The sequence below is a fragment of the Sodalinema sp. genome (assembly GCF_046483825.1).
GTDB lineage: Bacteria > Cyanobacteriota > Cyanobacteriia > Cyanobacteriales > Geitlerinemataceae > Sodalinema.
Genome location: NZ_JAWOCL010000280.1, coordinates 1 through 12,117, shown reverse-complemented (window position 1 = coordinate 12,117; position 12,117 = coordinate 1). Strand labels below are relative to the sequence as shown.

Here is a 12,117-nt window from a genome sequence, read left to right as displayed (position 1 = left end):
GGACGATCGCCCTGTTTCCCATCATCGCCTCTCAGCACTATTGCTAACTCCAGAATTTACCAGGTTTTGCCTTAAAATAAGGGTCTTCTGGATCTACGGTGGGATTTGTTACAGAATATACAAAATTGTAGGGGAACCCACCCCTAACCCCTCCCAGGAAGGGATTTTTCGCCCCTACAGTAACGGGTGTAATCTGCCATAAATTTTCCTTATCACCCTAAACCCAGAAGACCCTAAAATAACAAGATGTGACTCACAAAAGCATTATCAAGAACTACCACAAAAAACTCGATGTTTAGTGCATCTATTCCCGAGTACCAACTCCAGGAAAAATTTAGGGTGCTGACGAGGCGTTCTAGCCAATTGTTGGTTAAGACACCATCAAAAAACTTAAAATTGGATAGTATATCAGAGAGGTGTTTAGCTGGAATTCTCATAATGATGGAATGGATCCATATTCTTGAAGGAGGATTATCTGAGGTCGTTTCTCTTGGCCAATTTATCCTAGAGGCAATTTCAGTGTTCTGCGTTTTCTTTGGAATTGTTAAAACGGTGCAACTGGCCTTGAGATTTGCTGAATTTCAATATGATGAATTTCTATTTATTCAACTGCGGATACGGTTTGGTGTTTGGTTAGCCTTAGCCCTAGAATTTCAATTAGGGGCTGATGTTTTAGCCACAACGATCGCCCCCAAAACGGAAACTTTAATTAAATTAGGTGCGATCGCCATCATTCGGACGTTATTAAACTATTTCTTAAATATGGAACTAGAACATGAGTTTGAGTTCAGAAAACATCAATCCGACAAGGAGAATTTACCCTCAATCAAACAATAACCCCGGGTCTTCTGGATATAGGGTGAAATTTGTTGCCTGGTACACCAAATTGTAGGGGAACCCACCCCTAACCCCTCCCAGGAGGGGATTTTTCGCTCCTACAGCAACGGATGTAATCTGCCATAAATTCTCCTTATCACCCTAAACCCAGAAGACCCATAAACCCTTGTAAATTTACCCGTTATAGGGCATCTTATCAACTGCCTAAACCCTCCATCAATGCGTCGAGTTTAGCAATATTCCAAATCTACCTCCTTCTGATTTTCCCGCAGGAGTTGTACCAACTCTTCAACCAAACTGCGACGAATGGAGATATTTTTGGGGAGTAGGGGATTTTGGTAGAACTCATTAATCTGTTGTCCCACCAGGAAAAATATCGAATCCGCCTCCAGAATTTCCCGGGCCAATAACACGGCCCCATTGCGATCAAAAGGAAGGCGGTCTAAATCACAGCGGCATTTTTTCAAGAGTTCCGTAGCCTTAGAAATTGTCAAAATCCCCTCTGTCACCAAATTAACCTCATCAAGAATGCCGATAGGGGGAAGTTCTTTTCGCATCGTCGAAATATCCATCTCTACCGTTTCCCCCATATAGTTAGCGACGATATTTCCAGTGGTTCCCCCACAGAGGGCCTTCCGTCCTGGAAAACTCAAAAATCGTTCCGCAAAAGCTTCATCTTGACTAGGATCTAACGGCGGCCCAGTGAAAATCATCAAGGGGTTGCGACGACGAACATACACCCCCACTAAAGAAGCATCATCACCAATTTTATCCCGATAGAGTCGCCGAGTTTCCCCAAGAACCTTATCTAACAGACTACGGGCCGTAGGCGCATCATGAACGAAGAGGCTTTCCATATATTTGGCGATGTTCTCCCAACCCCAGCCGAAATTCATCGTATCCCCGAGTCCAGCATAGAGAACGCCATCACTAATCGCCCCTAGGAAATCCCCTCGCTCTAACGTTCCCTCCACCACTTGAATTTTACGGTTAAGAATCCGATCAATTCGCGGTTTGGGTTTCATCATCCGCCCTTTTTTAAAATAAAATATGGGCGGATTATCAAAGTTTATGACCCGGAATTGATTGGTGATATTATCAATTTGAATAACGGTAAATGTCGCATAGGCAATTTTACGAACTTGGCAAATTGGCAGCGTTCCAATCACCGTTTCCATCACGGCTTCTAGGGCAATATCCGCGTTCAACATGGTAATAAGGATTTCACTGGTTAGGGTTGCCAAGATATTGGCTTTGACGCCACTCCCTAAACCATCAGACAAAACAATTGTCGTCTTCTGTCCCGTCTTGATGAATTTCACTTTGTCACCACAAAGTTCTTCACCTTTTTTGTTTAAACTAAGGTGACAAATATCAAAAAAGTTATCTGCACGACTGGTATTCGTTTGAGTCATATTAAACCATTTCCTGCTCAACTGCTTCGATGATTTTCAATAAACTCACTTTAGTTTCTGCTGTCGTTTCGCCCAAAAGTCCCGCGATTTCTTGAGCAACTTTCATTTGATTGTCAACGACTTCTCGGACATTTAAAACGGTTTCAGTTTTGAGATGCTGTAGTTCCTGCCGCCGCTGGTATTCTTGACTAATATCGACCATAATACAGGCGATAATTTTTTCCTCGGGGATGGGAAACACCACCTCTCGCAAATAGAGTTTCGGATGGCTATACTCCCGTTCAATACCGCGAATGACTTGTTGGCTGTTCCAGACTTTTTGAAAATGCTCAATATTGCCTAAAATGCTACTAGCCGGTTCGCCGAGAATGTTGGGTTCTTCAACCTCAAACATTCGGCAAAAGGCGGGATTTACCAAAACAATGGTAAAGTTGGAGTCAACGGCAATCAATCCATTGGGATCGTATTCCCAGAGGAGTCGCCAGATATGGTTTTGGGTGTGTTCTTGCATGGGTGAAAAGGGTAGGGGCGTTCCCTTATGGTCGCCCGAGGACACAGAGGTTAGGAGGGAGCGGGATTTTCTTCGAGGGTCTTTTGGATGGTGGGGAGGATTTCGCCGAGGAATTTCTCTTCGATATTTTGCGGGTTGATATCGACGAAATGCTCCTCTTGGAATTTCATAACAATGCCGTAGCTACAGGTTTCAAGGCAAAAGGAACCTTTGAGTTCTACGGTGTCTTCAAGGTCATAGTCTTTGATTAGAGATTGCAGTCGGGGGAGAACTTCGTACACCCCCAACTGGTGACAGGCTGACCCCATACAGAGGTAGAGGTTTTCTTTGGTCATGGGGGGAAAGGCGTGCAAGAGGCAAACGGCAAAAGGCAAACAGCAAGAGGGGATCGTTCCGGCATTGTCTAATTTTAAGGTGTCCAATTTTAAGGGTTGACCACTCGGTTAGAACTTGCCGGAACGCACCGCTGGAGATTAGTCGCGGTAGATGGTGTTGACGACGGTTTTGTCGGGGGCGATGAGGTCGATATGGAGGGGCATTTGGCCGACGGCGTGGGTTGAACAACTGAGACAGGGGTCGAAGTTGCGGATTCCGGCTTCGACTCGGTTGAGAAAGCCCTCAGCCACATCGTTGTTATGGATGTAATGTTGGGCAATCTGAGTGACTGTTTTGTTCATCGCCAGGTTATTTTGTCCCGTGGCGATGATGAGGTTGACTTTCTCAATCAGACCGTTCTCGTCTACATTGTAATGATGAAATAGGGTTCCGCGAGGGGCTTCGCTCACTCCTATGCCTTCGAGGTTGTTAATTTCGGCTTTAGCCCGACAACGGGAGGACAATAAATCGGGGTCGTCTACATACTGTTCGATGCGTTCGATACAGGCGAGAATTTCTAGGAGGCGGGCGTAGTGGTACATGAAGGAGGAGGTGGCACAGCGGCCACCGGCCCGTTGGCGAAATTCTTGCAGTTCGCGGTCGGCGTCGGGGGTTCCCATGCGATCGCACACGTTCAACCGCGCCAATGGTCCGACGCGATACATCCCATCAGGATAGCCCATGGGTTTGTAATAGGGGAATTTGAGATAGGACCAAGGTTCGACGGCTTCGGCCAGGAAGTCGTTATAGTCTTCTTCCCGCAAGCCATCGGCGACGATGTTCCCCTGGCTATCGACAAAGCGGATATGACCGCCGTAATGTTCCCAGGTGCCATTGGGGGCGACGAGACTCATAAATAGGGAGTCAAATTGCCCAAAAATGTCAACTTCACCTTTTAGGGTGTCGTCGAGGAGTTGTTTGAATAGCCCCAGGGCTGTTTCGATGGTTTGGCGGGATTCGGGAAGGCGATCGCGAATCCATTGTAGGCCCTCTTCCGACAGGGGCGATCGCACCCCACCCGGAACCGCCCAAGCGGCATGAATTTTCTTGGCCCCCAACAGTTCAATCACCGTCTGTCCAAACTGACGCAGACGAATCCCCGCCCGGGCCAACTCGGGATCAGCCTCCATCAAACCAAAGACATTGCGTTTAGCGGGATCACTATCCCATCCCAAGAGGAAATCGGGACTACTGAGGTGGAAGAAACTCAAGGCGTGGGATTGGATAATCTGCGCCAAATTCATCAATCGCCGCAGTTTCTCTCCGGCGGGGGGAACTTGTACCGCCAGGATTTTATCGCCGGTTTTCGCAGCGGCTAAAAGATGGCTAACGGGACAAATTCCACAAATACGGGCGGTAATTCCGGCCATCTCAAACATGGGACGACCTTCGCAGAATTTCTCAAAACCGCGAAATTCAACGACATGGAAACGAGCGTCATCGACATCTCCAGCATCGTTGAGAAAGATGGAAATTTTGGCGTGACCCTCAATGCGAGTGACGGGATCAATAACAACAGTTTTACTCATGGTGAAAAAGAAGGGAACAGGGAATAGGGAACAGGGAACAGGGGGGAGAAGAAAGGACGTAGGGGCGTACCCTTGTGGTCGCCCTCTTAACCCCTCCCAGGGGATGGCAGGTATCTAGCCGAACTTAATCATCGATCGCCCTTCCATGACAGGCTGTTCTCCCTTGAGTAGCGGTTCGATCGCCGCCTGGATGCGAGGGGCGGAGGGGGGACAGCCGGGGATAAACAGGTCAATATCCACCAATTCATGAATCGGACGGACGCGATCGAGCAGTTCCGGGACAATCCCCGGTTCATGGGGAAGTTGAGCGGTATTGTCCCCGAGTTCGAGGTAGCAGCGTTTGAGAACTGGCTCAGAACTGCCCAACATATTACGCATCGCGGGGACATTGGCCGTCACCGCACAATCGCCGAAGGAGATGACAAACTTGGTGCGTTGGCGAACCTTATACAACAGTTCCAGGTTTTCCTCATTGGCCACCGCCCCCTCCACCAGACAGACATCTACATCCTCAGGATAGTCCTTGATATCCGAACCGACGGGACTATAGACCATGTCGGCGAACTTGGCCAGTTCAAACAGCCATTCGTCCAAGTCCAGGAAGGACATATGACAACCGGAACAGCCGGCCAGCCAAATCGTTGCCAGTTTTACTTTCTTGTTTACCGTGTCCATTGATTTTCTTCCCGTGCTTTAACTAAAAATTCCAGTTTGCCGCGATCGCGATCGAGTTCCGAAGCCGTACTTCCCTTACGGAAAATCGACCCTGTGGGACAAGCATCAACACATTTCCCACAAGCGGTACAAGCGTCCACATCGCCCCAGGGTTGATTCAACCCCGTCACCACCTTAGCGGCGGCCCCGCGTCCGGCCACATCCCAAACATGAGCGCCTTCAATTTCATCACAGACGCGCACACAGCGGGTACAGAGGATACAGCGGTTATGGTCGATGCCAAATTGGGGATGGGAGATATCCACTCCCCGTTCCGGGAAGCGATAGGTAAAGCGACTGTGATCCATCCCCACTTCGATGGCCACATCTTGCAATTCACAGTTCTCGTTGGCGACACAGACGGCGCAAACATGATTTCCTTCGGAAAAGAGCATTTCCACGGTCATGCGGCGATACTCGTCCAACTGGGGGGTGTGGGTGGTGACGTCCATCCCCTCGCTCACTTCCGTAACGCAGGCGGGGAGAAGTTTGGAAATCCCTTTAATTTCGATTAAACAGAGGCGACAAGCGCCCACATCGGAGACGCCATCGAGATGGCAGAGGGTGGGAATGCGGATTCCGGCCTCGCGTGCGGCTTCGAGGACGGTTTTACCGGCTTCGGCCGCGACATCGATATCGTTGATTTTGAGGGTGACGACAGACATAGGTTAATAAGGCAAAAGGCAAAAGGCAAAAGGCAAGAGGGGTAGGGGGTGTTCCGGCCTCAGTTCAGGTTGTGACCCAGACCCATCGATTGTAAGGGCGAAAAATTTTTCGCCCCTACAAGCCGGAACGCACCGCTTCGATGGGGGATTAACCTCGACCGTTGGCCATCGCCACGGGATCGGGTTGTAGTAACTCCAGGTACTCTTGTTCAAAGTAGTGCAGGGTACTCATCACTGGGTTGGGGGCGGTTTGGCCTAAACCACAGAGACTGGTGGCTTGAACCATGCCGCAGAGTTCTTTGAGTCGATCTAAGTCCCGTTTGGTGGCTTTTTCGTCTAGGAGTTTGGTGAGCAGTTGATACATCTGCATGGTTCCGGCGCGACAGGGGATGCACTTACCACAGGTTTCACCTCGGCAAAATTCCATGTAGAACTGGGCCACTTGCACCATGCTGGTGTCGTCGTCCATGACCACCATGCCACCGGACCCCATCATCGACCCGAGTTCCCGCAGGGAGTCATAATCGACGGGGGTGTCGAGTTCGCGATCGGGAATGCACCCGCCCGAGGGACCCCCAGTTTGAATGGCTTTGACGCTGTTACCGCCGGGAACGCCCCCTCCCATCTCTTCGACAATTTCCCGGAGGGTAATCCCCATGGGAACTTCAATCAGTCCGTTGTTGCGGATTTTGCCGGTGAGGGAGAAGATTTTGGTGCCTTTACTGCGTTCGGTGCCAATGCCGGTGAACCACTCGGCCCCGTTGCGGATGATGGGGGAGATATTCCCCAGGGTTTCTACGTTGTTGATGAGTGTCGGACAGCCGTGGAGGCCGGAGACGGCGGGATAGGGGGGGCGGGGGCGAGGGTTGCCTCGTCCGCCTTCGACGGAGGAGATGAGGGCGGTTTCTTCGCCACAAACGAAGGCCCCGGCGCCGACGCGAATTTCGATGGTGAAGTCTACGGGGGAGTCGAAGATTTGCGCCCCGAGGCAATGTTTGCGTTTGGCCTGTTGGATGGCTTTTTGCAGGCGGGTGATGGCGAGGGGATATTCGGCGCGAACGTAGATGTAGCCTTGGGTTGCGCCAACGGCATAGCCGGCGATCGCCATCCCTTCTAAGATACGATGGGGGTCACTTTCCAAGACACTGCGATCCATAAACGCCCCAGGATCGCCTTCGTCGGCGTTACAGATGATGTATTTCTGTCCGGGGGGCATTTTGGCGACTGTGGCCCATTTTAAGCCGGTGGGATAGCCGGCGCCGCCTCGTCCTCGTAGTCCCGATTGGGTGATTTCTTGCACTACGTCAGCCGGGGACATTTCATAGATGGCGTGATGTAGGGCTTGGTAGCCGCCGACGGCGAGATATTCGTCGATGCGTTCGGGATCGATGCGGCCGCTATGTTCGCGGACGATGAGGAGTTGACGGCTAAAGAAGGGGTGGTTGGGATCGCCTTGGATGGCGTCGGCTTCTCCGGAACCGTTGAGGCTGCCGATGATGCTTTCGGCTTGTTCGGGGGTGACTTTTTGATAGTGTTTTTTCTCGGCTGGGGCTTCGGCGTCTTCGATTTCGACCATCGGCCCTTGTCCACAGAATCCCATGCAGCCGACGCCAACGGCTTCGACGGTATCGCCGAGGTTGTGGGTTTTGATGGCGTTGTCGAGTTGTTTTTTAACGTCGAGGGATTGGGAGGCTTGGCAGCCGGTGGAGGTACAACAGTGGATGCGGATGCGTTTCTGGGCTTGTTTGGCTTCGGTGGCCTGTTCGAGTAGTTCAGCTCGTTCCATGGCGGTTAGTCCTTAATTATCGTACGGGTGGGGGCTGGCCTTAGCTGTCCTCTTGTTGCCAGGTGTGGATGCGATCGCAGGTTTGTTCGGGGGTTTGCTGGCCGGCTACTTTGCCGTCATAGACGACGGCTGGGGCAATGCCACAGGCCCCGATGCAACGAGCGGTGACAATGGAGACTTGCCCGTCTTCGGTGGTTTCCCCGGCGGCGATGCCCACATCGCCCTCGACGGCTTTGAGGATGTCGCCGCCGCCTTTGACGTAGCAGGCGGTTCCTAGACAGACGACGCAGGTGTGAGCTCCACTGGGTTTGAGTGAAAAGAGATGGTAGAAGGTGGCGACGCCGTAAACTTGCGAGAGGGGGAGTTGTAGTTTGTGGGCGATGTAACTTAGGACATCTTCTTCGAGAAAGCCAAAGGCTTCTTGGGCTTTGTGGAGGATTTCGATGAGGGCATCTTGTCGATATTGGTTGCGCTTCATTGTAATATCGAGAACTTTGAAGCGCTTATCCGGCTTGCCGTCTTTTGTGGGAGCGTTTTGGGATGATTTAGCTGCGGTTGAAGTCCGGGTGGGAGTCATTCGTGTTTCCTCAGATTGCGGTGGAATCGCGGCGATCGCTCATCGTCGAGATGCGGCGTGTTCCTGGGTTTTGGGGCGATCGCCTCGATGGTCGGGAGAATCAGTCTGCTATCTGTGTTACGTTTTACTGAAGTCAAGGTTAGGAAATCTTTAAGATTTGCTTAAGTAACACCGAGGTTGTTTTTCTTCCTTGAACTTAATGGTTTGGTTTGGATCTATTGTGAGGAGTATATCGGAGAAAATCAACTAAAACTCAAGTTAATTTACAAAAAACTGTAATGTTTGTTTGTTAAGATAGTCAACATTTGTATATAAAAATTCATTGAAAATCATGAAGAACATTAACGTGGGTTCGATCGCCTGTCCCCTTCCCATAGACCAATATCCCCATGTCTTGTTGGCTCATGGGGGGGGAGGACGGTTGATGCAGCAACTGATTAGTCAGGTCTTTCTACCGGCGTTTGGCTCTTCGGACCAGGTCCAACATGATGCGGCAACGTTGAGCCTCGATGGCGATCGCCTGGCGTTAACTACCGATTCTTATGTGGTTCATCCCCTGTTCTTCCCCGGTGGCGATATTGGTTCGATGGCGGTGTATGGCACTGTCAATGATTTAGCGATGGCGGGGGCCTCTCCTCAATACCTGACGGCGGGGTTCATTTTAGAGGAAGGCCTCCCCATGTCAATTCTCTGGCAAGTGGTGCAATCGATGGCCGCCGCCGCTGAGAGAGCGGGGGTACAAATTGTTACAGGAGATACCAAAGTCGTCGATCGCGGCAAGGGAGATGGCATCTTTATTAATACCGCTGGCGTGGGAGTTGTGGCCGGCGATCGCACGATATCCCCCACAGAAGTCCAAGTGGGAGATGTGGTGTTAGTAAACGGTGACATTGGCCGTCATGGCATTGCCATTATGGCGGTACGCGAGGGGTTAATGTTCGAGACGGCCATTGAAAGCGATTCGGCCCCCGTCGCCGAGGAGGTGTTATCCCTACTCGAAGCGGGAATTGAGGTGCATTGTCTGCGGGATTTAACCCGAGGTGGCCTGGCGAGTGCCTTAAATGAGATTGCGGTGGCGGCGAATCTGGGGATTCGTCTCGATGAGAGGGCGATCGCCGTCCGCGATGATGTCCAGGGGGCCTGTGAAATTCTCGGTTTTGACCCTTTATATTTAGCCAATGAGGGCCGCTTTGTGGCCTTTGTCCCTCCAGATCAAGTGCAAGCGGCCTTAGAGTGTTTAGGAGACGGGGCCGCCGAAATTGGGGTCGTCACAGAAACCAGCAAACCCCCTGTCACCATGATGAGTGAAATTGGTTCCCTGCGAACGGTCGATCTCTTAAGTGGGGAACAGTTACCGAGAATTTGTTAGAGGAGATACTCTTTGGGAGTATTTTGGGTTTGGGGGGCGATCGCCCGAATCACCCGTTCATAGGGTTCAATCAGTTTACGATTGCGGCTGAAGCGGTGGATGGGTTGTCCCACAAAACTCGCTTCAGCGAACTGGATGGATTTGGGAACGGGTTTAAAGATGGTCACCTGATGATGCCGTTTTTTCAGTTCCTTCAACACACGCCGCGTCATCAGAGTATTTTCCGCCATCGTCGGTAATACCCCGAGCAGTCGCAAACGCAGATTATAGGTTTTGCGGATATCGGAGATCTCATCAAAGAGGCGATCGAGTCCCCGCAGCGAATAATACTGACATTGCACCGGCACTAACACCGCATCCGCCGCCGCCAACGCATTGAGTGTCAGCAATCCCATATTGGGGGGACAGTCGATGAGAATGTTGGTATAGCGAGTTTGTAGCGACTTGAGTTGCTCTTTGAGGACAAAGAAACGTTTGGGATCCTCGGAAATTTCGTTTTCCGCCTTAGCCAGAGTGCTATCCGTGGGCAAAATATGTAGCCCCATCTCCGTCTCAATAATCGGTTCCTCGGGGGTTTCCTGGCGCGTCATCACGTCGTAACTGCCAATTTGGTCTTTTTCCATCTCGATGCCAAATCCCATGGTCAAATTGCCCTGGGGGTCCAGATCCACCGCCAAACAGCTTTGGCTTTGGGCTAATAATCCCCCCAGTGCAATCGTGGACGTTGTTTTTCCTACGCCCCCTTTTGGACTGGCAATTGCAACGATCGCCACGGCTCAACCCCTTAACTCGATAATGCTTCGGCACAGTTTGCACCTTCCCAACTATACCGGATTTCGGGAAAGGGTCTGGATGATCCTGGAGGTCTTGGCGGACTCTCCCTGGGCCGGGCCGACTCAGTTGCCATAATAGAAGAGTCCCCAGTCTAGGGTTGAACACCACCATGGCACTTCAGACTCAGATTTGTCCACCCTTAGAAAACGGCGATCGCCTCAGCTACCGGGAATTTGAGCGACGTTACGCGGCGATGCCTCCTCATCAGAAAGCCGAATTAGTTGAAGGAGTTGTGTATATGGCCTCGCCGTTACGGTTTACCACTCATGCCGAACCCCATGGCCGTCTCATTACCTGGTTAGGAGTGTATCAGTCCGCCACTCCCAATGCAGCAATGGGCATTGAACCTACGGTTCGCCTCGATGCTGACAATGAGTTTCAACCCGATGGCGTGTTGTTGATTCCCGGTGGGAGTTCTCAACTGAGTCAAGAAGGGTATATTCAAGGTTCCCCGGAACTGGTGGTTGAAATTGCGGCGAGTAGTGCGGCGATCGATTTGGGGGACAAAAAACAGGTGTATCGACGCAATGGGGTTCAGGAATATCTGGTTTGGCAAATCTTTGATGAAAAACTCGATTGGTTTTATCTTGAAGACGGTGTTTATCAGTCTCTTGCCCCAGATGATGAGGGGATTCTCCGTAGTCGTGTTTTTCCGGGATTATGGTTGAATCGGCCGCAACTGTTGCAAAATAATCTGGCTGTTGTGCTTAATATGCTACAACTGGGGCTGCAATCTTCGGAACATGAGGTGTTTGTGCAATAAAAGCAGAACTCATTATTTAGTTGTCTAATTTTTCTTGATAAATCTCTTCATCTTCCGGCAATACAAAGGTTCCCACCCGCCAATCATAAAAATCTGGACATCGCCAAATAAAATAGCGAATCACGAAGGGAGGAACAATCAACACCACGGCAGTTCGTAAATTGTCTCGCCAACATTCGCGAACTTGATTCAGATGACTGAGAATTGCCGGAATATCCCGAGTATGGCAAGGGAAGGTCAAGAAATTAGCGGTAGAGAAAGAGCAAGGCACTGAGGGCAACATTTTGTTTGGGTGGAGGCAGCCATTTTTTTAGCGACCGCGAGGTAGTAAGAGGCGTGGAATTCGGGTACTCCTATCTCTCTGGGGTGGCGTTTTTGGTAAAATTAAGATGCAGTCTGGGATATAATCGAGATGGTACTTCTTGGTTTTGCGACTGAGATGCCGGAAGCGGATGGCTTGGCGGACGCGATCAAGAAGTTTGGGCGATTGAGGCACTGATGAGTGGTCATAAGGAGAAAATTATCATGCAGATCACGATTGAACCTGTGCATACCTGAATGGCGACTTAGTGGCTTAATCACTCCCGGTATACCCAATTCATACTGAGTAAATATACTCATCGCGCCTAACTGAGATGCACCCTAGAGATTAGGCTATACGCCAGGATTCGGGAGCTTGATAGCCCCGACTCTTTAGAGCGGGGTGGAAAAGCGACTCGGGGACTTTAGTCCCCTTGCCATC

At 50.7% G+C, this 12,117-nt stretch carries 14 protein-coding genes; 4 read left to right on the top strand and 10 right to left on the bottom strand.

Features of this window, described 5'->3' with window-relative positions:
* Positions 1-438: 438 nt before the first annotated feature.
* Positions 439-837 carry a DUF1622 domain-containing protein gene (locus R6U67_RS17820; RefSeq protein ID WP_410253792.1) on the top strand — a complete coding sequence of 133 codons (399 nt, stop codon included), beginning with the start codon at positions 439-441 and terminating at the stop codon, positions 835-837.
* A 230-nt stretch (positions 838-1,067) separates the two neighbouring features.
* On the opposite strand, the gene R6U67_RS17815 is transcribed toward R6U67_RS17820, so the two are convergent.
* The 8 genes from R6U67_RS17815 to hoxE all read right to left on the bottom strand — a co-directional run bounded on the left by R6U67_RS17815 (position 1,068) and on the right by hoxE (position 8,409).
* Positions 1,068-2,252 (bottom strand): SpoIIE family protein phosphatase, encoded by a 1,185-nt coding sequence (locus tag R6U67_RS17815; protein ID WP_410253791.1) that lies wholly within the window; start codon positions 2,250-2,252, stop codon positions 1,068-1,070.
* 1 nt (position 2,253) lies between these two features.
* The gene (locus R6U67_RS17810) at positions 2,254-2,763 is read right to left on the bottom strand and encodes a PAS domain S-box protein (RefSeq protein ID WP_410253790.1); all 510 of its coding nucleotides are present in this window, start codon (positions 2,761-2,763) and stop codon (positions 2,254-2,256) included.
* Positions 2,764-2,813: 50 nt separating this feature from the next.
* Positions 2,814-3,098 (bottom strand): (2Fe-2S) ferredoxin domain-containing protein, encoded by a 285-nt coding sequence (locus tag R6U67_RS17805; protein ID WP_410253789.1) that lies wholly within the window; start codon positions 3,096-3,098, stop codon positions 2,814-2,816.
* Between the two features lie 138 nt (positions 3,099-3,236).
* Positions 3,237-4,667 (bottom strand): Ni/Fe hydrogenase subunit alpha, encoded by a 1,431-nt coding sequence (locus tag R6U67_RS17800; protein WP_410253788.1) that lies wholly within the window; start codon positions 4,665-4,667, stop codon positions 3,237-3,239.
* A gap of 114 nt (positions 4,668-4,781) precedes the next feature.
* Positions 4,782-5,342: an oxidoreductase gene (locus R6U67_RS17795; RefSeq protein ID WP_087711468.1), complete on the bottom strand. Its 561-nt coding sequence runs from the start codon at positions 5,340-5,342 to the stop codon at positions 4,782-4,784.
* Entirely contained in the window at positions 5,330-6,046 is a 717-nt protein-coding gene (gene hoxU / locus R6U67_RS17790; protein ID WP_410253787.1) for a bidirectional hydrogenase complex protein HoxU, read from the bottom strand. The genes R6U67_RS17795 and hoxU overlap by 13 nt, the downstream gene beginning before the upstream one ends.
* A gap of 148 nt (positions 6,047-6,194) precedes the next feature.
* Complete coding sequence (locus R6U67_RS17785; RefSeq protein ID WP_410253786.1) at positions 6,195-7,832, bottom strand: NuoF family protein; 1,638 nt, start codon at positions 7,830-7,832, stop codon at positions 6,195-6,197.
* Between the two features lie 40 nt (positions 7,833-7,872).
* Positions 7,873-8,409, bottom strand: a complete 537-nt coding sequence (hoxE, locus tag R6U67_RS17780) for a bidirectional hydrogenase complex protein HoxE (protein ID WP_410253785.1) — start codon at positions 8,407-8,409, stop codon at positions 7,873-7,875.
* A 2-nt stretch (positions 8,410-8,411) separates the two neighbouring features.
* On the opposite strand from hoxE, the gene R6U67_RS17775 reads away from it, so the two are divergent.
* Together R6U67_RS17775 and hypE are read left to right on the top strand one after the other, a co-directional pair.
* Positions 8,412-8,540 carry a hypothetical protein gene (locus R6U67_RS17775; RefSeq protein WP_410253784.1) on the top strand — a complete coding sequence of 43 codons (129 nt, stop codon included), beginning with the start codon at positions 8,412-8,414 and terminating at the stop codon, positions 8,538-8,540.
* Between the two features lie 200 nt (positions 8,541-8,740).
* Positions 8,741-9,778 (top strand): hydrogenase expression/formation protein HypE, encoded by a 1,038-nt coding sequence (hypE, locus tag R6U67_RS17770; RefSeq protein WP_410253783.1) that lies wholly within the window; start codon positions 8,741-8,743, stop codon positions 9,776-9,778.
* Here hypE and R6U67_RS17765 read toward each other — a convergent pair.
* Positions 9,775-10,551, bottom strand: a complete 777-nt coding sequence (locus R6U67_RS17765) for a ParA family protein (RefSeq protein WP_087711479.1) — start codon at positions 10,549-10,551, stop codon at positions 9,775-9,777. The two genes, hypE and R6U67_RS17765, sit on opposite strands and share 4 nt — an antisense overlap.
* Before the next feature lie 170 nt (positions 10,552-10,721).
* Between R6U67_RS17765 and R6U67_RS17760 the strand changes: the two genes are divergently transcribed.
* A complete protein-coding gene (locus tag R6U67_RS17760; protein WP_410253782.1) occupies positions 10,722-11,375 on the top strand; it encodes a Uma2 family endonuclease in 654 nt (217 codons plus the stop codon).
* Positions 11,376-11,391: 16 nt separating this feature from the next.
* Here R6U67_RS17760 and R6U67_RS17755 read toward each other — a convergent pair whose 3' ends face one another.
* Positions 11,392-11,616: a hypothetical protein gene (locus tag R6U67_RS17755; RefSeq protein WP_410253781.1), complete on the bottom strand. Its 225-nt coding sequence runs from the start codon at positions 11,614-11,616 to the stop codon at positions 11,392-11,394.
* Positions 11,617-12,117: the final 501 nt, after the last annotated feature.

What these genes read in the sequence shown, in the direction of transcription:
- R6U67_RS17820 (WP_410253792.1), top strand. Translation starts at nt 439, where the DNA reads ATGATGGAATGGATCCATATTCTTGAAGGAGGATTATCTGAGGTCGTT.
- R6U67_RS17815 (WP_410253791.1), bottom strand. Translation starts at nt 2,252, where the DNA reads ATGACTCAAACGAATACCAGTCGTGCAGATAACTTTTTTGATATTTGT.
- R6U67_RS17810 (WP_410253790.1), bottom strand. Translation starts at nt 2,763, where the DNA reads ATGCAAGAACACACCCAAAACCATATCTGGCGACTCCTCTGGGAATAC.
- R6U67_RS17805 (WP_410253789.1), bottom strand. Translation starts at nt 3,098, where the DNA reads ATGACCAAAGAAAACCTCTACCTCTGTATGGGGTCAGCCTGTCACCAG.
- R6U67_RS17800 (WP_410253788.1), bottom strand. Translation starts at nt 4,667, where the DNA reads ATGAGTAAAACTGTTGTTATTGATCCCGTCACTCGCATTGAGGGTCAC.
- R6U67_RS17795 (WP_087711468.1), bottom strand. Translation starts at nt 5,342, where the DNA reads ATGGACACGGTAAACAAGAAAGTAAAACTGGCAACGATTTGGCTGGCC.
- hoxU (WP_410253787.1), bottom strand. Translation starts at nt 6,046, where the DNA reads ATGTCTGTCGTCACCCTCAAAATCAACGATATCGATGTCGCGGCCGAA.
- R6U67_RS17785 (WP_410253786.1), bottom strand. Translation starts at nt 7,832, where the DNA reads ATGGAACGAGCTGAACTACTCGAACAGGCCACCGAAGCCAAACAAGCC.
- hoxE (WP_410253785.1), bottom strand. Translation starts at nt 8,409, where the DNA reads ATGACTCCCACCCGGACTTCAACCGCAGCTAAATCATCCCAAAACGCT.
- hypE (WP_410253783.1), top strand. Translation starts at nt 8,741, where the DNA reads ATGAAGAACATTAACGTGGGTTCGATCGCCTGTCCCCTTCCCATAGAC.
- R6U67_RS17760 (WP_410253782.1), top strand. Translation starts at nt 10,722, where the DNA reads ATGGCACTTCAGACTCAGATTTGTCCACCCTTAGAAAACGGCGATCGC.